Origin of the sequence: Enterobacter sp. R-25, from assembly GCF_049913205.1 — a bacterium.
In the GTDB taxonomy this organism is placed as follows: Bacteria; Pseudomonadota; Gammaproteobacteria; order Enterobacterales; family Enterobacteriaceae; genus Enterobacter; species Enterobacter ludwigii.
On the sequence record NZ_CP183982.1, the window covers coordinates 1,221,165 to 1,246,832 of the forward strand.

The following is a 25,668-nucleotide window of genomic DNA, read 5'->3' on the forward strand; positions in this document are numbered from 1 at the left end:
GCTTTGCTGCGCTTCGGTAATACTATTTCTTCGACGACTCAACCATCCCTACCGTTACGGCCATCGTGTCCACCGGGACCACCTTTACCGCCTTTGCCCCCTTTCCCTCCAGGGCCACCATTTCCACCATCACCTCCGTTCCCGCCTCGTCCCCCGTTACCGCCATTACCACCATTTCCAGAACCACAGGTTCCTCCATTACCTCCGCGGCCGCCATTACCGCCTGCGCCCCCGTTACCTCCACTTCCACCATCGCATTGCGAACCCCCAGAAATACCTTCACTCTCTGATTTCAGTAGTTCTCGCATTTTTACTCCTGATAAAATAATGCATCACGCACAACGACCCGCCATGACAAACTTACAGCGGGTCGTCGTTTTGGCTTTTAATGATGGCTATCGACGACCGCCATTATTGCCACCGCCGCAGCTTCCGCCGTTACCCCCATTACCGCCATTACCGCCGCGGCCACCATTACCGCCATTGCCGCCATTACAGGTACCACCATTACCACCACTATTGCCATTGCCGTTGCCACTGTGATTACCGTTCCCATTACCGGCACCAATACCGCCGGCCACAATACTCATTTCATTTTGATTTAATTCACGCATTAGACTTTCCTTAGTTATATGAAGTTAAAGTAAAACAGCCTTAACATAATGTTCCTGAAGTAAAGAAAATGGAAATGACTTATTTCATCTTTCACGGTTTTTTTATCTTTGGGTTTTTGATCTACCTCTAAGTTTCGTTGCGTAATTCTGTTATGGAAAGCATGGTGGCGAGTTGTGGATTATGTTCTAAAATTAAATTGGTTTTATCTAACTATTAAAAGTAGTAGGAAGGAATAGATTCTCTTAACATTTGCACTCAAGGGGTGTATGTTTCCCACATCGAGATAGGTTGTGAGATGCTATATTTTTTATGCATGATTTTAGGCGTGATAAAGCTGCAAGGATATTTTTTTGTGGTTGGGTTTTATATTAATAATTGTTTTATTTTCAGTAATGATATTTTATCAAAAGAGTAGGGTGTTGAATTTTTCGGATAAAAAGTCAAAACTATTCCTGAACGACGAGCAACGTGCATACGCTTTCGTCCATAATTTGCCATGCCAGGTTAAAACACAATCCCTCGTAATAACACCCTATGGGTTGGGCAAGTTTTAATACCAGCGTGTTCTCATTCAATGCACTGACCCGTGCGCATTCAAATCCCATATATTCCCTCACTACAGGAAAAAGCGCTTTAAACAGGCTCTCTTTGGCGCTGAATGCGAGCGTCAATGTAAGCGCGAAAGGCTTGCCCGACTGCAAAAGGCGTGTTTCTTCCTGTGCGTCGATGACACCTTCCTTTATTTCGTGAGCTTCGTTTTCGGAAAGAATGGCTTCCAGATCAATGCCGATTAGCGTATGCGGATAGCGCGCAACCACCGCCATCGCCTGTGTACCGCTGTGGGTAATGCTGCCAGTGATGCCTTCCGGCCAGAGGGGTTCCCCGCTGGGACCGATGCCGGGAACGGCGCGTTCGTTAATCGCTCTGAGTGCGTGGGCGGCGGCGAGGCGACCGGCAAGGTGTTCGGTTTTTCGTTTTCGTCCGGCGTCGGTTAGCTGGGCCTGGTGAGGAAGCCAGAGGAGGTCGGCGTTGGTAAAGGTGGTAGGATCGAAGGTAATTTGATGGACCGTGGTTCCGGCAAGACGAAATGTGGAGTGGGTGGTACGCATGTTTTCTCGTCCTGACGTTGAGGAATAGTGCGGCCTGATGCCTTCACCCCGCTCCTCTCCTGCCGGGAGAGGGAGACATTCAGCCCCTCTCCCGGCAGGAGAGGGGAGGCAGAGCCTGCCTTAGAAGTGCGTGTTCACGCTCATAAACCAGGTTCGGCCCGGCTCATTATAGGTGTATGCACCCGCGCCGTACATATAGGCACCGGTTGTGGCGTTGCCGGTGGTCTGGGCATTACCCGCGCGCCACTGGCGTTTATCAAAGACGTTATCCACGCCGCCGGTCAGGCTGACGTTTTTGGTCACGTCCCAGGTCGCACTCAGGCCAACGATGCTGTACGGGCTGACTTCGTCTTTCTCAGACCCGGTCACCGGCTGGCCTTTGTAGTTGTACTTCTTCGGCTGCTGCTTGCCGTACCAGGTGAAGGTCGACTGCAGCGACACATCCTGATGTACCTGCCAGCTCAGGGTTGAGTTCAGCGTGTACTCCGGGATGATCGACAGACGGTCTCCGGTCTCCTTGTTCTTACTTTGCAGCATATAGGTGATGTTGTTGGTCCAGTTGATCGTGTCGCTGACCGGCACGTTCAGGGAGCCTTCCAGACCTTCAACCACCGCTTTAGGCACGTTTTCCCACTGGTAAATATCGGTGGTCACTTTACTGGTGGAGGTCTGGCCGACTGGCGCATACCCCGCTTCAATCTTGTTGCGGTAGTCGTTACGGAACCAGGTCACGCCCGCCAGCCAGCCGTCGTGTTTCCACTCCAGACCAATCTCTTTGTTGATGCTGGTTTCGGCTTTCAGGTCGTCATTACCCATCATGTAACAACCCACGCCGTCGGAACTGGCGTAGCAGCCCTGGCCTTTGCTGTACAACAGATAGTTCGGGTTGGTCTGGTACAGGCTCGGCGCTTTATAGGCGCGGGCGATACCCATCTTCAGCGTAAAGTCGTCACCCAGGCCTTGCGACAGGTTCAGGGACGGGCTCCAGTTGTTACCGACGATCGTATGGTGATCGAAGCGCAGCGCCGGGGTCAGCATGGTGCTGTCCGTCAGCTCCATGTTGTTTTCGGCGAACAGGGAGAAGATCTCCGCCGAGGTATACGGGCTACGATCGTTGCTGAGCCCCGGAATGGTCCCGCCCTGCTGGGTTTGCGAGAAGGAGGTCGAGTCCTTCATGCGCTGCTGGTTCCACTCGGTGCCCAGCGTCAGGTTCTGGTTGACGAGGAAATCAATCGGCAGGTTGATTTCGCTGTGCAGCATCACATCAGCCAGGTCGGTGTCGGTGAATTTATTGCTGTTGAACAATCCTTCCGTACCGCCTGCCAGGCCTTCGCCGAGACGCGAATTGCGGGTGTGCTCGTACTGCGCCCAGTTGCTGGTGGTAATCCCATTATCCCAGCCGCCATTCCAGGTCACCGCAAAGTTCTGGCGATAGATACGGTTAGTCTCTTTACCGTAGTTTTTCTTCACCAGACCGCTGGAGCTGTTGTCGTTGTTGGTGTTCTGGGTATCACCCGCGTAGAGGTTGTTCTGGCGGCTGTAACCCGCTTCAAACTCCAGGGACTGCATGGGCGCGAAGTCCCAGCGGACCACGCCGTTAATGTCTTTGTTCTCGACCCCTTCACGGCCTGCAGGCAGGGTGTCGGCATAGGTACCGGTACGATCGGACTGGTGGCCCTGGTTAATGTCCCACGCATCGGCCTGGGTTTTGTCCAGGTTACCAAACATGCGGAAGCTGAAGTCGCCGCCCAGCGGGCCGCTCAGGCTGAAGTTGGTGCGCTTAGTGGAACCCTCATCCTTATGTTCTGGAGCATTAAGATAGGTGTTCCAGGAGCCATGCCACTGGTTGTCGAATTTTTTGGTGATGATGTTCACCACGCCGCCTGCCGCACCGTTACCGTAGCGAGCTGCGGCCGGGCCGCGAATGACCTCAATGCGTTCAATCATCTCTGGCGGTACCCAGCCAGTGTCACCGCGGGTATCTCGCTCGCCGCGCCAGCCCAGACGGATGGAGTTGCGGCTGGTGACCGGCTTGCCGTCAATCAGGATCAGGGTGTTTTCCGGACCCATACCACGAATATCAATCTGACGGTTATTGCCGCGCTGTCCGCTGGTGGAGTTCCCGGTCAGGTTAACGCCAGGCATGGTGCGGATGATTTCGGCCACGTCACGTGCGGGCGGGTTTTTACGAATTTCATCGGCGGTGATGGTCGATACCCCTGGTGCCTGCAGGTTTTGCTCTGCGGCGGTGATCACCATGGTGTCTTCGTGCTGCGCGTTGGCGGTGTTGTCGTCTGCCAGCGCTGGCATCGCAACGCCGTAAATCCCTAAGTTGACCAGCAAGGCCAGGGAGTGAATCTTCTTATTCATTGTACGTCCTGCTTTTCGCGCCGCATCCCCGGGCTCCATTCCCGAAAGGGAGAGGAGGCGGCATGGTGTCACCCGCAGTTTGCGTAAGCAGCCCCGTCCTCGAGCGCACACAACGCGTGGCATGGTTGTTTTATGAGCGCGCTTCCCACAGCGCGGCCACTACGCTATTGCAAATGCAAATAGTTATCAATAATATTATCAATAAAATTTGTCCTGAAACAAAAAAGACTGATAAACATGAGGTTATACGGGTGACGGGGTTAAAAACGGGAAGTGAAGCCTGGTGGCAGTCGAAAAACGGACCCGAATGGACCCGCGAGAAGGGGCACTATCGCGTCACTTTCTGGTGGCGTGATCCGGCAGGAACGCAAAAGACCTCGCCGCTAAAACGCGTCTGGCTCTACATCACCGGCGTGACCGATCACCATCAAAATGCCCGTCCGCAATCCCTTGAGCGCATTCCTGATACTGACGTCTGGCAGTGGCAGGGCGCGTTCACCCCGCAATGGCGCGGCAGCTACTGTTTTATCCCCTCAGTGAACGAAGATGATTTTGCCGACGCGGTCTTCCACGGCGAGCAACCCGATCGTTTGGCGCTGCGTGAAGGCTGGCGAAAGTTGCTCCCTGCGGCGATGGCCGATCCGCTAAATCCGCAAAGCTGGCGCGGCGGACGCGGGAATCCCGTCTCGGCGCTCGAAATGCCCGAGGCCCCGGTTCAGCCTGGCTGGAACACGCCCGCAACGCCCGGCAACGCGCCCGTCTGCTTTGAATGGGAAAGCGTGCGTCTGAATAACCGCCGCCGGGTGTGGGTTTTCACCACCGGTGAAGACAGCCCGGAGCGGCCGCTTGCCGTACTGCTCGACGGCCAGTTCTGGGCCGAAAGCATGCCCGTGTGGTCTCCGCTAACCGCGCTGACAAACGCAGGCAAATTGCCGCCTGCCGTCTACGTCCTAATCGATGTGATCGACATGGCGCACCGCAATCACGAGTTGCCCTGCAACCCGGATTTCTGGCAGGCGGTGCAGGAGGAACTTCTCCCGCGGGTGAACAGCCGCACTTCGTTCAGCGACCGCGCCGACCGAACGGTAGTCGCGGGTCAAAGCTTTGGCGGCCTCTCTTCACTTTATGCCGGGCTTAACTGGCCCGAGCGCTTTGGCTGCGTATTAAGCCAGTCCGGCTCCTACTGGTGGCCGCACCGTGGCGGTCAGCAGGACGGGTTGCTCATCGAACAACTTAAAGCGGGCGACCTCACCGCGCGCGGGCTGCGTATCGTTCTTGAGGCCGGACGCAATGAGCCGCTCATCTTCCGCGCGAATCAGGCGATCTACGCCGAACTGCACCCGCAGCAACCGGTTATCTGGCGTCAGGTTGACGGCGGACACGACGCGCTTTGCTGGCGCGGTGGGCTGACGCAGGGGCTGATGACCCTCTGGCAGCCGCTTATTCACTAACGGAGTCTGTATGGAATTCAGCAACCCTTTCGATAATCCGCAGGGTCACTTTGCTATTTTGCGTAACGACCAGGGACAGTACAGTCTGTGGCCGCAGCAGTGCCAGCTGCCGGCGGGCTGGCGCGTGGTCTGTGAAGCGCAGTCTCAGGAAGCCTGTCAGCAGTGGCTCGCCGACCACTGGCAAACCCTGCAACCGTCTTATTTTGCGGGAGAGAAAGCATGAACCGTCTTCCCCTTGTCGCCGCCCAGCCGGGTATCTGGATGGCGGAGCAGCTTTCCTCCATGCCAAACGCCTGGAGCGTGGCGCACTACACCGAGCTGAAGGGCAATATTGACGCACCGCTGCTGGCAAAAGCCATTGTTGTAGGAATGAGGCAGGCCGACACCCTGCGCATGCGTTTTGTGCAAGAGAATGGCGAGGTTTGGCAGTGGGTGGATGATGCTATGTCACTGCCTGAACCGTCCGTGGTTTGCGCCGAATCCCATGACGCGGCGATGGCCTGGATGGCGGCGGATTTAAACCAGAACCTGCGCGTGGACAGCGGTCAGCCGCTGGCGTTCCATCAGCTGATTCAGGTAGGCGAAGGGCACTGGTACTGGTATCAGCGATATCATCATCTGGTGGTGGATGGCTTCAGTTTTCCGGCGATTACCCGTCAGATCGCCGCTATTTATCGCGCATGGCAAAACGGCGAGCCCACGCCCGCGTCGCCGTTTACCCCTTTCGTCGAGGTGGTGGAGGAGTACCAGCGCTATCGCGACAGCGAAGCGTATCAGCGCGACGGGGCGTTCTGGGCGGAGCAGCGTAAGCAGCTTCCTTCCCCGGTCTCGCTGTCGTCGGCACCGCTGCCGGGCCGTGCGGCGACCACCGATATTCTGCGTCTGAAGGTGACGGCTGACCGCCGCGCCTTTACCCGGCTTGCTCAGGCGGCGGGGCCGGTTCAGCGTACCGATCTGGCGCTTGCGCTGGTGGCGCTGTGGATCGGGCGTCTGACCGGACGGCTGGACTACTCCGCCGGGTTTATCTTTATGCGCCGAATGGGGTCGGCGGCCTTAACGGCAACCGGTCCGGTGCTGAACGTGCTGCCGCTGGCGGTGAACATCGCCCCGCACGAAAGCCTGCCTGCGCTGGCGCATCGTCTGGCAAATCAGCTGAAAAAAATGCGTCGCCATCAGCGTTATGACGCCGAGCAGATCGTGCGTGACAGCGGACGTGCTGCGGGCGATGACGCGCTGTTTGGCCCGGTACTGAACGTCAAGGTGTTTGATTATCAGCTGGATATGGATGGCGTGGACGCCATCACCCATACGCTGGCCACTGGCCCGGTCAATGACCTTGAACTGGCGCTGTTCCCGGACGAGCAGGGCGGCCTGAGTATTGAAATCCTTGCCAATAAGCAGCGCTACGATGAAGCGACGCTAACGCGCCACGTTGCACGTCTGAACGCCATGCTGATGCAGTTTGCTGCCAACCCGGATTTGCGCTGCGGCGAAGCAGAAACCGTTTCAGAGCAGGAATACCAGCAGCTGGCGCGTATCAATGATACCGGGCTGGCGCTACCGTCAACCACGCTGGCTCAGCTGGTGGCAGACCAGGCGGATAAAACGCCGGATGCCCCCGCGCTTGCTGATGCGCACATCGAACTGAATTACCGCCAGATGCGCGAGCAGGTGGTGGCTCTTGCGACATTACTGCGGGAACGCGGCGTTAAGCCTGGCGACAGCGTGGCGGTAGCCCTGCCGCGCTCGGTGTTTCTTACCCTGGCGCTGCACGGCATCGTGGAGGCGGGCGCCGCGTGGTTGCCGCTGGATACCGGTTACCCGGACGATCGTCTGCGCATGATGCTGGAGGACGCGAAACCGTCCCTGCTGATCGCCTCTGACGATCAGCTTTCGCGCTTTAGCGATCTGCCGGTCCCTGTATTTAGTTACAACACACTATTACCTCCTGCGGGCAGTGAACCGCTGCGGCTGGCAAAGCCGGCGCACACGGCGTACATCATCTTTACCTCAGGCTCAACGGGGCGGCCAAAAGGCGTGATGGTAGGGCATACCGCCATCGTTAACCGCCTGATGTGGATGCAGGATCACTATCCGCTGGACGCGCATGACGTGGTGGCGCAAAAGACGCCGTGCAGTTTTGATGTCTCGGTCTGGGAGTTCTGGTGGCCCTTTATCGCCGGCGCGAAGCTGGTGATGGCCGAGCCGGACGCGCACCGCGATCCGCAGGCGATGCAGAACTTCTTCGCGCATTATGGCGTGACCACGACACACTTTGTGCCGTCGATGCTGGCGGCATTCGTTGCCTCGCTGACGCCGGGAAATGCCGACTGCTGTCAGACCCTGAAGCAGGTGTTCTGCAGTGGGGAAGCGCTGCCGACAGAACTGTGTCGGGAGTGGGAACACCTTACTCATGTCCCGTTGCATAACCTTTATGGTCCAACAGAGGCGGCGGTGGACGTGAGCTGGTATCCGGCGTCGGGTCCGGAACTGGCGGCGGTAGCGGGCAACAGCGTGCCGATTGGCTTCCCGGTGTGGAATACGGGGCTGCGCATTCTGGATGCGATGATGCGTCCGGTGCCGTTCGGCGTGGCCGGTGATCTCTATCTTACCGGGATCCAGCTTGCGCAGGGGTATCTCGGTCGTCCGGACCTGACCGCCAGCCGCTTCATTGCCGATCCCTTTGCACCTGGCGAGCGGATGTACCGCACCGGCGACGTGGCGCGCTGGCTGGATAACGGCGCGGTGGAATATCTGGGCCGCAGTGACGATCAGCTCAAAATTCGTGGTCAGCGTATCGAGCTCGGCGAAATCGATCGTGCGATGCTTTCGCTGCCTGACGTGGCGCAGGCCGTAGCGCACGCGTGCGTGTTTAATCAGGCGGCGGCAACCGGGGGCGATGCCCGACAGTTGGTAGGGTATGTCGTCTCCGGGTCCGGCTTGCCGCTGGACCGCGATGCGCTGCTGCACTCGCTTAAAGCTCAATTGCCGCCCCATATGGTGCCGGTGGTGCTGCTGCAAATCAGCGCGCTGCCGCTCTCTGCCAACGGAAAGCTTGACCGCAAGGCGCTTCCGTTGCCGGAATTGACCCGCAAGACGTCCGGGCGGGCGCCAGACACAGACGCTGAAGTGGCCGTCGCGCAGGCATTTTCTGCCCTGCTCGGCTGTGAGGTGAACGACATCGATGCCGATTTCTTCGCCCTCGGCGGTCATTCCCTGCTGGCGATGCGCCTGGCCGCGCAGCTCAGCCGTACGTTTGCCCGCAGGGTCACGCCGGGGCAGATTATGGTGGCCTCGACGGTCAGCATGCTCAGCGCGCTGCTGGATTCATCGATGAATGACGAACAGGCACAGCGACTGGGCTACGAGACCCTTCTGCCGCTGCGTGAAAGCAACGGTCCGACGCTGTTCTGTTTCCATCCGGCATCCGGTTTTGCCTGGCAGTTTAGCGTGCTGGCGCGCTATCTCAGCCCGCGCTGGTCAATCACCGGCATTCAGTCGCCGCGTCCGGAAGGGCCGATGCAGCAGTGCGCTACGCTGGACGAGGTGATCGAACAGCATCTGCAGACGCTGCGCGCGCAACAGCCGCAGGGGCCGTATTATCTGTTCGGCTACTCGCTTGGCGGCACGCTGGCGCAGGGCATTGCGGCCCGTCTGCGCGAGCAGGGTGACGCGGTGGCGTTTCTCGGCTTGCTGGATACCTGGCCGCCGGAAACCCAGAACTGGGCAGAGAAAGAGGCCAATGGTCTCGATCCGGACGTACTGGCAGAAATCGAACGCGAGCGTCAGGCGTTTATCGCCGCGCAGCAGGGGCAAGGCTCTGGCGAGCTCTTTAACGCCATCGAAGGGAATTACGCCGATGCCGTCCGCCTTCTGACAACGGCGCACAGTTCACGGTTCGACGGTAAAGCGACGTTGTTTGTTGCCGGGCGCACGCAAACGCTGGATCCGCAGCAGGCCTGGGCGCCGTGGGTGGGGGAACTGGAGGTTTACAGCCAGGATTGCGACCACGTGGATATCATTTCACCGCAGGCGTTTGAGACAATAGGACCGGTGCTGAAGGCGATATTGGGGTAGCGGTTTCCCCTCACTCTCACCCTCTCTTCCAGGAGAGGGTGAGGGCATCAGACTGCACGCTTGCCCAACGGCACCACCAGCGGCGTACCGGCCACGGGATCGTCGATAATCATGCAGCGCATGCCGTAGATCTGCGCGATCAGATCCGGCGTCACAATCTCTTTTGGCGCACCCTGCGCCACAATTTCGCCGTCGCGCAACGCAATCAAATGTGTGGCATAGCGGCATGCCTGATTTAAATCATGCAGCACGGCCGCCAGCGTATAGCCCTGCGTGCGGTTCAGCTCGCTCAACAACTCCAGCAGATCGATCTGATGGCTGATATCCAGCCATGTGGTTGGCTCGTCCAGCAGCATGATGGCGGTTTCCTGCGCCAGCACCATCGCAATCCACGCCCGCTGGCGCTGCCCGCCGGAGAGCGTATCCACGCTTTGCCGGGCCAGATCGGTAATGCCCGTCGCCTGCATCGCCCGCTTCACCGCCTCATCATCCTCTTTACGCCAGCGAGTAAACAGCGGCTGATGCGGATAGCGCCCGCGCGAGACCAGTTCCTGCACCGTGATATCCCCAGGCGTGGTGGCGTTTTGCGCCAGCAGGCCAATACGGCGCGCCACCTCTTTGCTGGCAAAGCGCTGGATCTGCTCGCCGTCGAGATACACGCAGCCCTCAACCGGCGTCATCAGGCGGCTGAGGGTGCGCAGCAGGGTCGATTTACCGCAGCCGTTCGGGCCGATAATCGCCGTAAAATGGCCGTCCGGGATAGCCACCGTCAGGTCACGGGCAATGATTTTTTTGCCATAGCCGAGGGTTAAGTGTTCGCCGCGCAAGCGGGTTGTGCTGTTTGTCATTTCTTGCGTGACTCCTGAACTAACAAGACGATGAGGTAAATCCCGCCGAGGCTGACGGTCACGACGCCTACCGGAAGTTGATAAGGCATAAATAACCGCTGGGCGCAGAGGTCGGCGGCCAGCAGTAACGCTGCGCCACACAGCGCCGCCTGGGTTAATCCCCAGCGCGCCGTGCCGCTGATGCGCCGGGCAATGTGCGGTGCAACCAGCGCGATAAACGAGATCGGCCCGGCGATAGCGGTGGCGGCAGCGGTCAGTAACACTGCCACCAGCATCAGCATCAGGCGCGAGCGCTCAACGCCCACGCCCAGCGCGCAGGCGCTGTCATCGCCCATCTCCAGCAGGCGCATCCGGCGTACCAGCAACACCGCGCCAATAAACATTACCAGGATTAGCGGGGCAGCGGGCCAGGTTTTGCCCCACGTCAGGCCATTGAGTGAACCGGCATACCACAGCCCGGCAGAGAGCGCGGTGTCGAGCGAAGCCTGCAGCAATAGCCAGGTGTTGAAAGCCATTAACATGGCGCGAATGCCGATACCGATAATGATCAGGCGGAAGGTGTCGATACCGTTGCGCCAGGCCAGCGCCCAGATAATGAGCGCGGTGACTATCCCGCCGGTCATCGCGGTGAACGTGATGGCCGTCAGGTGCTGACCAAACAGCACCATCGCCACCAGCACGCCGCTCCAGGCACCGGTGTTCAGCCCCATTACGTCCGGGCTGCCAAGCGGGTTACGCATCAACGACTGAAAAATGGCACCGCTGACGCCGAGCGCCGCGCCCACCAGAATCGCCATCGCCACGCGCGGCAGTCGCCACTCGGTGACCACCTGGGTGACATTGCGCGGCGCACTGCCAAGCAGCGCGTTAAAAACCTGCGCGAAATCGAGCGTGACCGCGCCGCTGCGCAGGCTCCAGACCGCCAGCATCAGAATGACGACGGCCAGCAACGACACGCTGGTGACTAAACGTCGGGACGGGGCCATCATGCGCCACCTCCGCGTTTACGTCGCACGAGGAAGATCAGCACCGGTGCACCGATAAACGCGCTTACCACCGAGACGCGCAGTTCACCAGGCACCAGCAGGCGACCCACAACATCCGCGAACAGCAGCAGGGCAGGGGTAGCCAGCAGCGTGACCGGCAGCGACCAGCGGTGATCGGCACCCACCAGCCAGCGTGCCATGTGGGGCATCATCAGGCCGATAAAAGCAATGGGGCCGACAACTGCAGTTGCGCTGCCGCACAGTACGGTGATCGCGATAAGACCCGTTAGCTGCGTGCGCGCCACGCGGTTGCCGAGCGCGGTTGCGGTGTCGCTCCCGAGGCTCAGGCTGTTGAGCGCACGGCTTAAACACAGCGCGACGGCGGCGGCGATGAAGACCGGGATCACCACCACTTTTAAGGTTTCCAGGGTGCGGATATCCAGCGAACCGGCCTGCCAGAAGCGCAGCTGGTCGTAAACATCCGGGTTAAGCAGGGCGATGCCGTTGGATAACCCTTCCAGCACGGCGGCGAGCGCCACGCCCGCCAGCGTCAGGCGTACCGGACTCAGCTGTCCGCCACCCTGGCTACCGGTAAACGCCACCACCAGCGACGCCGCCAGCGCGCCGCAGAAGGCCATCACCAGTTGTTCAGACGGAGAGGTAAAACCGAAGAGCGCCGCGCCAAGCACAATCGCAAAGCTGGCACCGCTGTTTACCCCAAGAATACCGGGGTCGGCCAGCGGGTTACGGGTGAGCGTTTGCATTAAGGCACCGGCAAGACCCAGCGCACCCCCGGCCAGCAGTCCGGCAAGGGTACGGGGAAGGCGGGCATCGAGCACGATGGTGCAGTCGGCGCTCTGACAGCTGCCAGTGAGCGCATCGACAATAACGGACGCGGGCAGCGGCTTCGCGCCGACCAGCAAACTGAGTGCAATCGCAAGGATTAACAGTAGCAATAACACGGGCACGGCAATGGCGCGCACCGCGGAAGAGGAAAACGACATAGCAACATCCATGATTTGATAATGATAGTGATTATCGTTATCTATCTTATTTGGCTATGTTAGCATGTGCGCCAATGGAATTGGTAGAAATACACTCAAGGCCTTGTCATGAATCAAAAATCCTGGCTGCTCAACCTCAGCCTGCTGAAGACGCACCCCGCATACCGCGCTGTCTTTATCGCCCGTTTTATCTCCATCCTCTCCCTCGGCCTGCTTGGCGTTGCCGTGCCGGTGCAGATCCAGTCCATGACCCACTCCAGCTGGCTGGTGGGGCTTTCGGTCACCTTAACCGGTGGGGCGATGTTTATCGGCCTGATGGTGGGCGGCGTGCTGGCGGACCGGTATGAGCGTAAAAAACTGATCCTGCTGGCACGCGGCACGTGCGGCGTAGGCTTTATCGGGCTGTGTCTGAACGCCATGCTGCCGGAGCCGTCACTGATTGCCATTTACGCCCTCGGTCTGTGGGACGGTTTTTTTGCGTCACTCGGCGTCACGGCGCTGCTGGCAGCCACGCCCGCGCTGGTCGGGCGCGAAAACCTGATGCAGGCGGGGGCAATCACCATGCTGACCGTGCGCCTCGGGTCGGTAATTTCACCGATGGTCGGTGGCCTGCTGCTGGCGACCGGCAACGTGGCGTGGAACTATGGGCTGGCGGCGGCGGGCACCTTTATCACTACGCTCACGCTCCTGCGTTTGCCGCGCCTGCCGCCTCCGCCACAGCCGCGCGAACATCCGCTGACATCACTGATGGCCGCGATCCGTTTTCTGTTCAGCAATCCGTTGATAGGTGGTATTGCGCTGCTCGGCGGTCTGCTGACGATGGCCAGTGCCGTACGCGTGCTTTACCCGGCGCTGGCGGGCGTGTGGCAGATGAGCGCGTCGGAAATCGGCGTGCTGTACGCGGCTATTCCGCTCGGCGCGGCATGCGGCGCGTTGACCAGCGGTAACCTGGCGCAGAGTGCGCGTCCCGGGCTGATCATGCTGCTGGCTACCCTGGCGTCGTTTATTGCGATTGGTTTCTTCAGCCTGATGCCGGTATGGGCGCTGGGCGTAATGTGCCTGGTGATTTTTGGCTGGCTGAGCGCCATCAGTTCATTGCTGCAGTACACCCTGATCCAGACCCAGACGCCGGAAGGGATGCTGGGGCGTATCAACGGTCTGTGGACCGCACAGAACGTGACGGGCGATGCCATTGGCGCGGCTATCCTCGGCGGGCTGGGGGCGATAATGACCCCGGTGGCTTCAGCGAGCAGCAGCGGCTTTGTCCTGGCTATGCTGGGAGTGATATTGCTGGTGGTCCTGGTTGAGCTGCGTCGGTTCAGGCAGGAGGTTGTGTTGAACGACAGTGCGGCCTGACGCGTTCACACCGCCCCTCTCACCAAGAGGGCCGGGTTAGCCTCTTACCTGAACAGTGCGTCTAAACGCTGCAGTACCCGCATTGCACTGTAATAATCCAGGCGGAACGTCTCTGTTCCCAGTGCCCAGACGCGCTTGTTCTGCACGGCAGGAAGGTGCGCCAGCAGCGGATTGGCGTAAATCGCATCCACATCTTTCTGATCACCGGCAAACAGGAACAGCCCTTCGCCGTTCAGCCCGGTTGCCAGATTTTCCCCGCCTAACTGAATAATATCGTGACGTTGACCCTGGCTTTTTGAGGTGTGCAATCCGGCAGGCAGTTCAGCCAGCGTAAAGCCCAACTGCTGTAATAACTGGCCCTGAGCGGATTCCGTCGTCCACAGGTTTGCCGAGTGTGCGGCGGCGGTGTAGACGATGGCGTTCACCGGCTGCGGCGGTAATGTCATCTGCTGTTTCACCTGGGCAAGCTGCTTATCAAACGCGGCGATGCGCTCGGCGGCCTGTTTTTCCTGACCCGTGATTGTGCCGAGCTGTTTTAGCAGCGCCTGCCAGCTTTTGTCGTCGTAGTTAATAACAAGCGTCGGCGCGATAGCTGAAAGCTGGTCATACAACGCCAGCGCCGAATCCCCGCCGGTGGCGCTGATCAAAATCAGGTCTGGCATCTGGGCGGCCACCGCTTCGGCGCTCGGCTCGCCAATGTACAGACGCGCAAGCTGACGCTGTTTCGCAATATCGCCCCACTGGCGCAGGAATCCCTGCGCATCCGCCACGCGGTTGTTGGGCGTGGTGGCGCCGCTGGCAATAACCGGCGCGTCAATCGCCAGCAGGGAGCCGGTCAGGGTCACGCTGGTGGAGACGATGCGCGTCGGTTTGTGCTCAAGCGTATGCACGCCGCGGCTGTCTGTCACCTGACGCGGCCAGTCGGCGGCAAGCGCTGAGGTAAGTCCTAAAACAAAAAGTCCGATGAAAAGCAGGAGATTACGGCAGACGGCAAGACATTTCACAACGTGGCATCCTGTTTCTGTTGAAGTTAATGCTTCTCATTTTCATGTCTGCAACGACGGGATGCAAGCGTTACCCGAAGAAGATGTTTGCTCTGCGGTTGACAGCGACGCGATGTGAGATTAGGTTAGCGAGCGTAAATATAAATGATAATCATTATTACTGCCTTTATCATTTTAGGAGGATGAAATGGATACGTCCCTGGCTGAGGAAGTTCAGCACACCGCCAGCACGCTGCAATCAGACAGCTTTTTCTTTATGTCGCCTTACCGCAGTTTTACCACGTCCGGCTGTTTTTCCCGCTTCTCTGAATCCGCCGTCGGGGGTGACGATCCGGCAGGACAGTTTCAGCAGAAATTAGCCCAGGCTTTCCGCAACGCAAAAGCCAGCGGCATTGCCCATCCTGTGATGGTGGGTGCCATTCCGTTTGATACCCGCAAGCCGTCGTCTCTGTTTATACCGCAACGCTGGCAGACCTTTTCTCGCCCGGCGCGTCAGCAGTCCGCCCGCTATGTTGCTGGCTCACAGGCGCTGAAGGTGGAAAAACGCACCGAGATCCCGCCGCAGCCGGTATTTGAAGAGATGGTCGCCCGCGCGGCTGCCCTCACCGCCACGCCGCAGGTGAACAAAGTGGTGCTGTCGCGCCTGATTGATATCGTTACCGACAAACCGATTGATAGCGGTGCGCTCATGGAGCGGCTGATCGCCCAGAACCCGGCCAGCTACAACTTCCACGTACCGCTGGAAGACGGTGGCGTGCTGCTCGGCGCAAGCCCGGAACTGCTGCTGCGTAAAGAAGGGGCGCATTTTAGCTCTCTGCCGCTGGCAGGCTCCGCGCGTCGTCAGCCGGATGACGTGCTGGATCGCGAGGCGGGTAACAAGCTGCTGGCGTCCGAAAAAGATCGTCACGAGCATGACCTGGTGACCCAGGCGATGAAAGCCATTCTCAAACCGCGCAGCCATCACCTCAGCATGCCGTCCTCCCCACAGTTGATCACCACCCCCACGCTCTGGCATCTGGCCACGCCGGTGGAAGGTGAGGCGCGTGAAAACGAAAACGCGCTGACGCTGGCCTGCCTGCTGCACCCGACGCCAGCCCTGAGCGGTTTCCCGCATCAGGCTGCTAAGGCATTGATCGCCGGGCTGGAGCCGTTCGATCGCGAGCTGTTCGGCGGCATCGTCGGCTGGTGTGACAGTGAAGGCAATGGCGAATGGGTGGTCACCATCCGCTGCGCACGTCTGCAGCAGAATACCGTTCGCCTGTTTGCCGGCGCGGGCATTGTCCCGGCCTCTTCACCCGTGGGCGAGTGGCGTGAAACCGGCGTAAAACTCTCCACCATGCTCAATGTTTTTGGTTTGCACTAAGGAACACTCATGACCCTTCCCTTTACCCGTTGGCCCGAGGATTTTGCCCGGCGCTACCGTGAAAAAGGCTACTGGCAGGATCTGCCGCTGACCCACATCCTGACGGATCAGGCGAATAACGATGCGGTGGCGATCGTCGACGGTGACCGTCGCATAACGTACCGCGAGTTTAACCAGGCCGTGAATAACCTGGCATCGCGGCTGCAGGCGTTGGGGCTTCATCGAGGTGAAACGGCGCTGGTGCAGCTGGGCAACGTGTGCGAGTTTTACATGACCTTTTTCGCCCTGCTGCAGGTGGGCGTGGCGCCGGTCAATGCGCTCTTTAGCCATCAGCGCTCGGAGCTGAACGCCTACGCCGCGCAGATCAAACCTGCGCTGCTGATAGCCGATCGCGAGCACGCCCTGTTTGCAGGGGATGACTTCCTCAATACTTTTGTCGATGAGCACCGTTCGGTACGCGTCGTGCTGCTGCGCGGCGACAAGGGTGAACATGCGCTGGACGCGGCGATTGCGCATCCGGCAGAAAATTTCATTCCGAACCCGACCCCTGCCGACGAAGTGGCGTTCTTCCAGCTCTCGGGCGGGAGCACCGGCACGCCGAAGCTGATCCCGCGTACGCATAACGACTATGACTACAGCATCCGTCGCAGCAATGCGATCTGCGGGATTACCGCGGACACGCGTTATCTGAATGCGCTGCCAGCGGCCCATAACTACGCCATGAGCTCACCCGGCTCGTTAGGCGTCTTTACGGCGGGGGGCTGCGTGGTGCTGGCAAACGATCCGAGCGCCACGATCTGCTTCCCGCTGATAGAAAAACATCAGATCACGGTTACCTCGCTGGTGCCCCCGGCGGTCAGCCTGTGGCTGCAGGCGATTGCCGACGGTGCAGGGAATGCTCCGCTCTCATCGCTGACGCTGCTGCAGGTCGGTGGGGCGCGCCTGTCCGCGTCGCTCGCGGCGCGTATTCCGGCAGAAATTGGCTGCCAGCTGCAGCAGGTGTTTGGTATGGCGGAAGGGCTGGTGAACTACACCGCGCTCGATGATACGCCGGAACGCATTATCAATACGCAGGGGCGCCCGATGTGCCCGGATGACGAAGTGTGGGTGGCGGACGAGCACGGTAATCCGCTCCCGCGCGGTGAAGTCGGGCGTCTGATGACCCGCGGGCCGTATACCTTCCGCGGCTATTTCAACAGTCCGGAGCACAACGCCAGCGCCTTTGATGCGGACGGCTTTTACTGCTCCGGCGATCTGATCGCCATTGACGAACAGGGCTACATCACCGTTCAGGGACGGGAGAAAGATCAGATCAACCGTGGCGGCGAAAAGATTGCCGCTGAAGAGATTGAAAACCTGCTGCTGCGCCACGACGCGGTGATCCACGCGGCCCTGGTGAGCATGGAGGACAGCCTGCTGGGTGAAAAGAGCTGCGCGTATCTGGTGGTGAAAGAGCCACTGCGTGCGGTGGAGGTGCGCCGCTTCCTGCGTGAGCAGGGCGTTGCAGAATTTAAACTGCCGGACCGCGTGGAGAGCGTTGATGCGCTTCCGTTAACGCCCGTCGGCAAAGTCGATAAGAAACAGTTGCGCCTGTGGCTAGCTGAACGCGCCCGGGGCTAAGGAACAGAGTATGGCCATTCCACAATTAACCGCTTATGCGCTGCCGACGGCCGCAGACCTGCCAGACAACAAAGTGAACTGGGCGTTTGAGCCAGAACGTGCCGCGCTGTTGATCCATGATATGCAGGAGTATTTCCTGAACTTCTGGGGCGAAAACAGCCCGATGATGGCCCAGGTGGTCGCGAATATCGCCAGACTTCGCGATTACTGCAAGCAACACAATATTCCGGTTTACTACACCGCGCAGCCGAAAGCGCAAAGCGATGAAGACCGCGCCCTGCTGAACGATATGTGGGGACCGGGGCTGACCCGCTCACCAGAGCAGCAGCGCATTGTGTCTCAGTTGACACCGGATGAAGCCGATACGGTACTGGTGAAGTGGCGCTACAGCGCGTTCCACCGCTCGCCGCTGGAGTTGATGCTGAAAGAGACGGGACGCAACCAGCTGCTGATCACCGGGGTTTACGCCCATATTGGCTGCATGACGACCGCTACAGACGCCTTTATGCGGGATATCAAACCGTTCTTTATCGCCGATGCGCTGGCCGATTTTACCCGCGATGAGCACCTGATGTCCCTGAACTACGTCGCAGGGCGCGCCGGCCGGGTGGTCATGACGGACGACCTGCTGCCGTCCATTCCGGCCACGAAAGCGGCGCTGCGTGACATCATCCTGCCGCTGCTGGATGAATCAGATGAGCCGATGGATGACGAAAACCTGATCGACTACGGTCTGGACTCGGTGCGCATGATGGCGCTGGCCGCCCGCTGGCGCAAAGTGCACGGCGACATCGACTTCGTGATGCTGGCGAAAAATCCCACCCTCGACGCCTGGTGGGCGCTGCTCTCCCGCGAGGTGAAGTGATGGCGGGGTTCGATTTTACCGGCAAAACCGTCTGGGTAACGGGCGCGGGTAAGGGCATCGGTTACGCGACGGCGCGGGCGTTTGTTGAAGCGGGCGCGCAGGTCACCGGATTTGATCTGGCCTTCCCGCAGGAAGCGTATCCCTTTGCCACCGAAACGCTGGACATCGCGGATGCCGCACAGGTCCGCGAGGTGTGCGGGCGCGCGCTGGCAAGGCTTGAGCGTCTGGACGTGCTGGTGAACGCGGCGGGAATTCTGCGTATGGGCGCGACCGACCAGATTGCGCAGGAGGACTGGCAGCAGACCTTCGCGGTTAATGTCGGCGGGGCATTTAATCTGTTCCAGCAGACGATGGGCCAGTTCCGTCGCCAGCAAAGCGGGGCGATTGTCACCGTGGCGTCTGACGCGGCCCACACGCCGCGTATCGGCATGAGCGCCTACGGTGCGTCGAAAGCGGCGCTAAAAAGCCTGGCGCTGACCGTCGGGCTTGAACTGGCGGGCAGTGGCGTGCGCTGTAATCTGGTGTCGCCCGGGTCAACGGATACCGATATGCAGCGCACCCTGTGGAAAAGCGACGATGCTGAGCAGCAGCGTATTCGCGGCTTTGGCGAGCAGTTCAAGCTCGGTATTCCGCTGGGCAAAATCGCCCGTCCGCAGGAGATTGCCAGCACGGTGCTGTTCCTCGCCTCCGATGCTGCCAGCCATATCACGTTGCAGGATATCGTGGTGGACGGCGGCTCCACGCTGGGGGCGTAGATGATCTGGAAACGTCACTTATCGCGTGAAGAAATGAACGCCACCAGTCTGAACTCCATGGTGGCGCATCTGGGCATCGTCTATACCCGCATCGGTGACGATACGCTTGAGGCCGAAATGCCCGTGGATGCGCGTACCCATCAGCCGTTCGGTCTGCTGCACGGCGGGGCATCGGCGGCGCTGGCGGAAACGCTGGGGTCGATGGCCGGGTTTCTGATGACCCGCGACGGACAAAGCGTGGTGGGAACGGAGCTGAACGCAACGCACCATCGCGCGGTATCGCATGGGAAGGTGCGCGGAGTGTGTCAGCCCTTGCATCTTGGGCGAACCAGCCAGAGCTGGGAGATTGTGGTGTTCGACGAGCAGGGACGGCGGTGCTGTACCTGCCGGTTGAGTACCCAAATTTTGGGCTAGCGTTGCACGGTCAATATCCCTCTCCCCGTTGGGGAGAGGGATAAGGCTTACAGCATCGAAATCACCCGCTTCAACAAGCGTATTCTCGGCGCAATCGACGCTTTATCCAGCCACTCCGCCGGGCTGTGGAACCCGGCACCGATCGGCCCCAGCCCGTCCAGGGTCGGAATGCCCAGCGCGGCGGTGTGGTTGGCATCACTGCCACCACCGACCGCCTGCCAGGTAATGGCTATTCCTTCCGCCTGACCTGCCGCTTCAACCTGCTGCATCAGCGCCTGCGTGGCTTTACTTGCTGCCATCGCCGGTTTGTGGTTCACGCGCGTCAGCGAGGTCGTGACGCCCTCTAAAAAGCCTTTTTCACACAATGCCTCCAGCGCCTGGTTCACCCGGCTGTACTCATCGTTTTCCCAGAAACGCACGTCCAGCTCGGCAACGGCTTTATCGGCCACCACGTTTGCCGCGCTGCCGCCGTGGATCACGCCGACGTTGAGCGTGGTGCCACGTTCCTGGTCGGTCAGGGCATTAATGGCAATAATGCTGTTTGCCAGGGCGGTTATCGCCGAGCGGCCTTTCTCCGGTTCGTTACCCGCGTGTGCCGCCACGCCGCTGAACGTCAGGTGATAGCCCGCCATCCCTTTGCGAGCCTTCACCAGCGAACCGTCGGCGCGCGCGGCTTCGCATACCAGCACGCAGCGGGCGCGTTTTGCCAGTTCGCCAATCCATTCGTGTGAATAGACGGAGCCGGTCTCCTCGTCGGGATTCATGGCGATCGCAATGGCCAGACGATCGTGGTCGGCTGCGTCCAGCTCACGCATCGCCCACAAGATATTCAGCAGGCCGCTCTTCATATCCGATACGCCAGGGCCATAAAGACGGGTGGCGTCCTCGCTCAGCGGACGCTCGGCGACGGTGCCGGGGGCAAATACCGTATCAAGATGGCCGACCAGCAGAACGTCGAACTGTGCCGCCTGTGGCTTATTACTGACGAATACGCCCGGGCCAACCTTGTCGCCCAGATTGACCCGTTCGGTGTGCCAGCCTTCGCGTTGCCAGAGCGTTTCAATAATGCCAGCCACGGTTTCGACGCCTTCGACAGTGCGGGTGCCGCAGTCCACGTTCACCAGGGTTTTCAGCTCTTCAATATAATGGTCAAGGTTCATAATAACGTCCTGTTCAGAGAATAATGCGCATCAGCAGCATGGCTAAGAAGGCGTTGATGACCGAAATGGCAATCATCAGCGGAATACGTTTGGCGCGGGTGCCGATCACACCCAGAATGCGGCCGAGATACTGCACCTGTGAGCCCATCAGATAGATAGCAGGTGCCAGAATCGCCAGGTGCTCGCCGGTAATAATGCCTTTATCAAACAGGCCGATCGCCACGCCGATCCCACCGCCCATCGACATCCAGCCGCCAATCAGCACGGCAGCCGCTTCACCCGGCAGGCCAAACAGGCCCATCAGCGGGGAGAAGATCATCCCCAGCCCTTTCAGTGCCCCGGTAATTTCCAGCGCCTTGATGATGATAAAAGCCATGACCACGTTGGGCAGGGTGCTGCCGGTGGCAATACTCCAGCCCTTGCGTGCGCCTTCGACAAACACATCGGTAATCACGGGATGAGATTGTGGGGCACTCATACGGTCTCTCCTTGTGTCGGTTGTTGCTCGGGGGCATCTTTGCCGATGACGGTCAGGATCAGGCGCAGCAGATTCGCGCCGACAATCTTCATGATGAACATCACGCCGATGCAGGCACCAATGGAGGTCGGCACCGCGGCCGTCCCGTCAACGGCGACCAGGGTAAAGAGGATGGCACCAGAGGAGAAAAAGTTGGTGATCATCGCCCCGGCGGAGAACTGGAACATGGCGAAAACGTCTTTCTCTTTTTCGCTAATCTGCCCTTCATCGGACAGGTTGCGGGTGAGGGATGCACCCACATCGGTGCTCTGCAGGCTGCCAATCAGCGCCAGCCCGGTGGTGCCCGGAATACCCAGCAGCGGGCGCAGCAGCGGCGTTAACAGCTTACGGGCTGCACGCAGCGCACCATAGTGCTCCAGCACGTTGATCATCCCGAGGGCAAACATCACGGCCGGAATTAAACCGAGCGCAAAGAGAAACCCGTCCATTGCGCCACTGCCGCCGGTACCGCGGAAGGCGCTGGTGGCGGTAGTCAGGGTGCCGTCTTCAAGACTGGCCTTGCTGACCACCTTGCCAAACGCACCGTTGAGGGTGGTGAAATCAAACACGCCGTACCACTCTTTTCCGCCCAGCAGGCCAGAGAAGAAAACGGCTGCGAATGCCAGCGCAACGTACGCGCCGGGCCCGACCTTGAGATCCTGAGGTACTGAACTGTTCATATCCTTTTCCTTGTATGCACGCGATTGCGCAGGGTCATTCTGGCGAGGTTTTGAGCAAAAAAAATGATACAAATCATTTCGTAAGGCGGTGTCGGGACGAAAAAGGCAAAAGTGTGACCCGTGGCGGCAGGGGTGTTTCAGCGGAAGGTGATCGGCTTAACAATGTGGTGTAAATGTCTGGTTTGACCACGCATTATTGCGTTTCAAAGTTGTTAAATTTTGAGCGTTGTTCTAGAAACAAAATGTAACATCTCACTGTTTCACAACAACGGACAACAACTATGAACAACTCAGGGAAATACCTTACGTGGGCAGGGCTCTCCGTTGTGGGAGCATTTGCCCTGGGCTATATCGCCCTCAACCGGGGGGAACAGATCAACGCGCTGTGGATCGTTGTCGCCTCGGTTTGTATTTATCTGATCGCGTACCGTTTTTATGGCCGCTATATCGCGAAGACGGTGTTAGGGGTCGACGGCACGCGCATGACGCCTGCGGTTCGTCATAACGACGGTCTGGACTATGTGCCTACCGACAAGAAAGTGCTGTTCGGTCACCATTTTGCGGCGATTGCCGGCGCGGGCCCGCTGGTGGGGCCAGTCCTGGCGGCGCAGATGGGTTACCTGCCGGGGATGATCTGGATCCTCGCGGGCGTCGTACTGGCCGGTGCGGTGCAGGACTTTATGGTGCTGTTCGTCTCCACCCGCCGCGACGGACGTTCGCTCGGTGAGCTGGTGAAAGAGGAGATGGGAGCCACGGCCGGGGTGATCGCCCTGATCGCGACCTTTATGATCATGGTGATCATCCTCGCGGTGCTGGCGATGATCGTGGTGAAAGCGCTGACCCACAGTCCGTGGGGAACCTATACCGTGGCCTTTACCATTCCGCTGGCGCTGTTTATGGGGATCTACATTCGCTACCTGCGTCCGGGACGCATTGGTGAAGTGTCGGTCATCGGCCTGGTCTTTCTGGTGTTTGCCATTATCTCCGGCGGCTGGGTGGCCGAGAGCCCGACGTGGGCGCCGTTCTTCGATTTCACCGGCATACAGCTGACGTGGATGCTGGTAGGGTACGGATTTGTGGCGGCGGTGCTGCCGGTGTGGCTGCTGCTGGCCCCGCGCGATTACCTCTCCACCTTCCTGAAAATCGGCACGATTGTGGGGCTGGCAATCGGCATTTTGATTATGCGCCCGACGCTGACCATGCCTGCGCTGACCAAATTTATTGATGGCACCGGCCCGGTCTGGACCGGCAACCTGTTCCCGTTCCTGTTTATCACCATCGCCTGTGGCGCGGTGTCTGGTTTCCACGCGCTGATTGCCTCCGGTACCACGCCGAAAATGCTCGCCAATGAGAATCAGGCCTGCCTGATTGGCTACGGCGGCATGCTGATGGAATCGTTCGTGGCGATAATGGCGCTGGTCTCGGCCTGTATTATCGACCCGGGCGTTTACTTCGCGATGAACAGCCCAATGGCGTTGCTGGCACCGGCCGGCACCGTTGACGTGGTGGCCTCTGCCGCGCAGGTGGTAAGCGGCTGGGGCTTTGCCATTACCCCTGACACGTTGACCCATATCGCCAGTGAAGTGGGCGAGCAGTCAATTATTTCCCGTGCGGGGGGCGCACCAACGCTGGCGGTGGGCATGGCGTATATTCTGCACGGCGCGCTGGGCGGGCTGATGGACGTGTCGTTCTGGTATCACTTCGCCATTCTGTTTGAAGCGCTGTTTATTCTGACGGCGGTGGATGCAGGAACGCGTGCGGCACGCTTTATGCTGCAGGATCTGCTGGGGGTGATTTCACCGAATCTGAAACGTACCGATTCATTACCGGCGAACCTGCTGGCAACGGCGCTGTGCGTACTGGCGTGGGGATATTTCCTCCATCAGGGCGTCGTCGATCCGCTGGGAGGGATTAACACCCTGTGGCCGCTGTTTGGTATTGCCAACCAGATGCTGGCGGGCATGGCGCTGATGCTCTGTGCGGTAGTGCTGTTCAAAATGAAGCGTCAGCGTTATGCGTGGGTGGCGTTACTGCCAACCGCATGGCTGCTGATTTGTACCCTGACGGCAGGCTGGCAGAAAGCCTTCAGCCCGGACAACAAGGTGGGCTTCCTGGCTATCGCCAACAAGTTCCAGGCGATGATCGACAGCGGTAAGATCCCGGCGCAATATACGGAATCACAACTGTCGCAGCTGGTGTTTAACAACCGTCTGGACGCCGGACTGACCATCTTCTTTATGGTGGTGGTTGTGGTGCTGGCGTTGTATTCTCTGAAGACTGCACTGGCGGCGCTGAAAGAAGACAAGCCGACGGCAAAAGAGACACCGTATGAGCCAATGCCTGAGAACCTGGAAGAGATTGTGACCCAGGCGAAAGGGGCGCATTAATCGCTCAACCTCACCCTCTCCCCGCCGGGGAGAGGGGATAAAAGACGAGATATCCACTATGTTCGACACCCTCTCCAAAGCAGGAAAATACCTGGGCCAGGCCGCCAAAATGATGATCGGCGTTCCGGATTATGACAACTACGTCGAGCATATGCGCGTCAACCACCCTGACCAGACGCCAATGACCTATGAAGCTTTCTTCCGCGACCGCCAGGACGCCCGCTACGGCGGCAAGGGCGGCGCGAAGTGCTGTTAACCCTCTTTCGGTAAACAAAGGCTGATCTGCTTTTGTTTACATTCAACATGCGATCAGGCGTTTAACCCGCCATCGACATCCAGTCCCGTGCCGGATATTTGTCCGGCGGCAGGACTCGCCAGGAAGGTGACCGCGGCGGCGATGTCTTCCGGCTGGCCGTAATGTCCCACCGCAATCATCTGGCGCTGAGATTCAGCCTGTTCTCCATCCTCCGGGTTCATATCGCTGTTTGTCGGGCCAGGATGCACAAGGTTCACGGTAATGCCGCGCGGGCCGAGATCGCGAGCCAGACCCCGGGTAAGGGAGTTGAGCGCAGATTTGGTCATCGAATAGACGGCAATACCGGGCATCGCCACACGGTTTGCCAGACAACTGCCGATGTTGATAATGCGCCCGCCGTCAGACATATGCACCAGCGCTTCCTGAATGGCGATCACCACGCCCCGGATATTGACGTTAATCAGGGCGTCAATATCCGCCAGCGTCATGGACTCCAGCGGACCGCCGCGTGCGATCCCGGCGTTGTTGACCAGAATATCCAGCCCGCCCAGGGAGCGCGCCGCATGGGTAACCGCATCCTGAATGGCCTGTGCGCTGGCGCTGTCGGCCTGGATCGCCTCGCTGTGGCGCCCAAGCGCCTTTATCTCTTCGGTGACCGCCTGGGCTTTGTCGGCGGATTTTTCATACGTAATAACCACATCGGCACCGGCGCGTGCCAGTGAAAGTGCGATGGCACGACCCAACCCACGGCTGGCGCCAGTAACCAGCGCCTTCTTACCTGTTAAATCGATCTGCATGATGACCTCGTTGCGAGAGTGATGAGAATCATCA

The 25,668-nt window shown here is 59.4% G+C and carries 23 protein-coding genes; 11 read left to right on the forward strand and 12 right to left on the reverse strand.

Translation table 11 applies throughout. From position 1 onward, the window contains the following. Positions 1 to 22 precede the first annotated feature (22 nt). From ACN9MQ_RS05765 to ACN9MQ_RS05780, 4 genes are all read right to left on the reverse strand, one after another. Entirely contained in the window at positions 23 to 283 is a 261-nt protein-coding gene (locus tag ACN9MQ_RS05765; RefSeq protein ID WP_050737410.1) for a hypothetical protein, read from the reverse strand. Positions 284 to 385: 102 nt separating this feature from the next. Next, positions 386 to 556, reverse strand: coding sequence for a hypothetical protein (locus ACN9MQ_RS05770; RefSeq protein WP_154815901.1), 171 nt, complete (start codon positions 554 to 556; stop codon positions 386 to 388). A 505-nt stretch (positions 557 to 1,061) separates the two neighbouring features. Then, a complete protein-coding gene (gene entD / locus ACN9MQ_RS05775; protein WP_426021322.1) occupies positions 1,062 to 1,724 on the reverse strand; it encodes an enterobactin synthase subunit EntD in 663 nt (220 codons plus the stop codon). Positions 1,725 to 1,844: 120 nt separating this feature from the next. Then, on the reverse strand, positions 1,845 to 4,094 hold the full coding sequence (locus tag ACN9MQ_RS05780; protein WP_020885035.1) for a TonB-dependent siderophore receptor: 2,250 nt from the start codon (positions 4,092 to 4,094) through the stop codon (positions 1,845 to 1,847). A 251-nt stretch (positions 4,095 to 4,345) separates the two neighbouring features. Here ACN9MQ_RS05780 and fes point away from each other — a divergent pair, with 251 nt between their 5' ends. The 3 genes from fes to entF are packed head-to-tail and all read left to right on the forward strand — an operon-like array spanning position 4,346 to position 9,622. Beyond that, a complete protein-coding gene (gene fes / locus ACN9MQ_RS05785) occupies positions 4,346 to 5,545 on the forward strand; it encodes an enterochelin esterase (protein ID WP_426021321.1) in 1,200 nt (399 codons plus the stop codon). A gap of 10 nt (positions 5,546 to 5,555) precedes the next feature. Further along, positions 5,556 to 5,768 (forward strand): MbtH family protein, encoded by a 213-nt coding sequence (locus ACN9MQ_RS05790; RefSeq protein WP_426262686.1) that lies wholly within the window; start codon positions 5,556 to 5,558, stop codon positions 5,766 to 5,768. Continuing rightward, entirely contained in the window at positions 5,765 to 9,622 is a 3,858-nt protein-coding gene (entF, locus tag ACN9MQ_RS05795; protein WP_426262687.1) for an enterobactin non-ribosomal peptide synthetase EntF, read from the forward strand. The genes ACN9MQ_RS05790 and entF overlap by 4 nt, the downstream gene beginning before the upstream one ends. 47 nt (positions 9,623 to 9,669) lie before the next feature. On the opposite strand, the gene fepC is transcribed toward entF, so the two are convergent. From fepC to fepD, 3 genes are read right to left on the reverse strand one after another with little or no spacing between them, the layout of a single operon-like run. Continuing rightward, positions 9,670 to 10,470: an iron-enterobactin ABC transporter ATP-binding protein gene (gene fepC, locus ACN9MQ_RS05800; RefSeq protein WP_014169065.1), complete on the reverse strand. Its 801-nt coding sequence runs from the start codon at positions 10,468 to 10,470 to the stop codon at positions 9,670 to 9,672. Further along, positions 10,467 to 11,456, reverse strand: a complete 990-nt coding sequence (gene fepG / locus ACN9MQ_RS05805; protein ID WP_426262728.1) for an iron-enterobactin ABC transporter permease — start codon at positions 11,454 to 11,456, stop codon at positions 10,467 to 10,469. Before fepG ends, fepC begins: the two co-directional genes overlap by 4 nt. Further along, the gene (gene fepD / locus ACN9MQ_RS05810) at positions 11,456 to 12,460 is read right to left on the reverse strand and encodes a Fe(3+)-siderophore ABC transporter permease (RefSeq protein ID WP_426021319.1); all 1,005 of its coding nucleotides are present in this window, start codon (positions 12,458 to 12,460) and stop codon (positions 11,456 to 11,458) included. The genes fepG and fepD overlap by 1 nt, the downstream gene beginning before the upstream one ends. A 108-nt stretch (positions 12,461 to 12,568) precedes the next feature. Here fepD and entS point away from each other — a divergent pair, with 108 nt between their 5' ends. After that, positions 12,569 to 13,816: an enterobactin transporter EntS gene (gene entS / locus ACN9MQ_RS05815; RefSeq protein WP_014169068.1), complete on the forward strand. Its 1,248-nt coding sequence runs from the start codon at positions 12,569 to 12,571 to the stop codon at positions 13,814 to 13,816. 44 nt (positions 13,817 to 13,860) lie between these two features. On the opposite strand, the gene fepB is transcribed toward entS, so the two are convergent. Next, entirely contained in the window at positions 13,861 to 14,820 is a 960-nt protein-coding gene (gene fepB / locus ACN9MQ_RS05820) for a Fe2+-enterobactin ABC transporter substrate-binding protein (RefSeq protein WP_426262688.1), read from the reverse strand. Positions 14,821 to 15,007: 187 nt separating this feature from the next. On the opposite strand from fepB, the gene entC reads away from it, so the two are divergent. Genes entC through entH form a run of 5 tightly spaced genes read left to right on the forward strand, consistent with a single transcriptional unit; the run spans position 15,008 to position 19,837 of the window. Further along, positions 15,008 to 16,183 (forward strand): isochorismate synthase EntC, encoded by a 1,176-nt coding sequence (entC, locus tag ACN9MQ_RS05825; RefSeq protein WP_014169070.1) that lies wholly within the window; start codon positions 15,008 to 15,010, stop codon positions 16,181 to 16,183. 9 nt (positions 16,184 to 16,192) lie between these two features. After that, positions 16,193 to 17,803, forward strand: coding sequence for a (2,3-dihydroxybenzoyl)adenylate synthase EntE (gene entE / locus ACN9MQ_RS05830; RefSeq protein WP_020885025.1), 1,611 nt, complete (start codon positions 16,193 to 16,195; stop codon positions 17,801 to 17,803). Positions 17,804 to 17,813: 10 nt separating this feature from the next. Beyond that, positions 17,814 to 18,668 carry an isochorismatase gene (locus tag ACN9MQ_RS05835; protein WP_014169072.1) on the forward strand — a complete coding sequence of 285 codons (855 nt, stop codon included), beginning with the start codon at positions 17,814 to 17,816 and terminating at the stop codon, positions 18,666 to 18,668. After that, positions 18,668 to 19,423, forward strand: a complete 756-nt coding sequence (gene entA / locus ACN9MQ_RS05840; protein ID WP_020885024.1) for a 2,3-dihydro-2,3-dihydroxybenzoate dehydrogenase EntA — start codon at positions 18,668 to 18,670, stop codon at positions 19,421 to 19,423. Before ACN9MQ_RS05835 ends, entA begins: the two co-directional genes overlap by 1 nt. Next, positions 19,424 to 19,837 carry a proofreading thioesterase EntH gene (gene entH / locus ACN9MQ_RS05845; protein ID WP_014169074.1) on the forward strand — a complete coding sequence of 138 codons (414 nt, stop codon included), beginning with the start codon at positions 19,424 to 19,426 and terminating at the stop codon, positions 19,835 to 19,837. 47 nt (positions 19,838 to 19,884) lie between these two features. Here the strand turns inward: entH and ACN9MQ_RS05850 are convergent, their stop codons facing one another. The 3 genes from ACN9MQ_RS05850 to ACN9MQ_RS05860 are packed head-to-tail and all read right to left on the reverse strand — an operon-like array spanning position 19,885 to position 22,194. Next, complete coding sequence (locus ACN9MQ_RS05850; RefSeq protein ID WP_148576454.1) at positions 19,885 to 20,997, reverse strand: M20 family metallopeptidase; 1,113 nt, start codon at positions 20,995 to 20,997, stop codon at positions 19,885 to 19,887. 13 nt (positions 20,998 to 21,010) lie between these two features. Continuing rightward, positions 21,011 to 21,475, reverse strand: a complete 465-nt coding sequence (locus ACN9MQ_RS05855; protein ID WP_014169076.1) for a YjiG family protein — start codon at positions 21,473 to 21,475, stop codon at positions 21,011 to 21,013. Then, the gene (locus ACN9MQ_RS05860; RefSeq protein ID WP_426021318.1) at positions 21,472 to 22,194 is read right to left on the reverse strand and encodes a nucleoside recognition domain-containing protein; all 723 of its coding nucleotides are present in this window, start codon (positions 22,192 to 22,194) and stop codon (positions 21,472 to 21,474) included. The genes ACN9MQ_RS05855 and ACN9MQ_RS05860 overlap by 4 nt, the downstream gene beginning before the upstream one ends. A gap of 281 nt (positions 22,195 to 22,475) precedes the next feature. On the opposite strand from ACN9MQ_RS05860, the gene cstA reads away from it, so the two are divergent. Both cstA and ACN9MQ_RS05870 read left to right on the forward strand, forming a co-directional pair. Continuing rightward, on the forward strand, positions 22,476 to 24,581 hold the full coding sequence (cstA, locus tag ACN9MQ_RS05865; RefSeq protein ID WP_426021317.1) for a pyruvate/proton symporter CstA: 2,106 nt from the start codon (positions 22,476 to 22,478) through the stop codon (positions 24,579 to 24,581). A gap of 58 nt (positions 24,582 to 24,639) precedes the next feature. Then, positions 24,640 to 24,837, forward strand: coding sequence for a YbdD/YjiX family protein (locus ACN9MQ_RS05870; protein WP_014169079.1), 198 nt, complete (start codon positions 24,640 to 24,642; stop codon positions 24,835 to 24,837). Between the two features lie 53 nt (positions 24,838 to 24,890). Here the strand turns inward: ACN9MQ_RS05870 and ACN9MQ_RS05875 are convergent, their stop codons facing one another. Beyond that, positions 24,891 to 25,634: an SDR family NAD(P)-dependent oxidoreductase gene (locus ACN9MQ_RS05875; RefSeq protein ID WP_014169080.1), complete on the reverse strand. Its 744-nt coding sequence runs from the start codon at positions 25,632 to 25,634 to the stop codon at positions 24,891 to 24,893. Between the last annotated feature and the right edge of the window lie 34 nt (positions 25,635 to 25,668).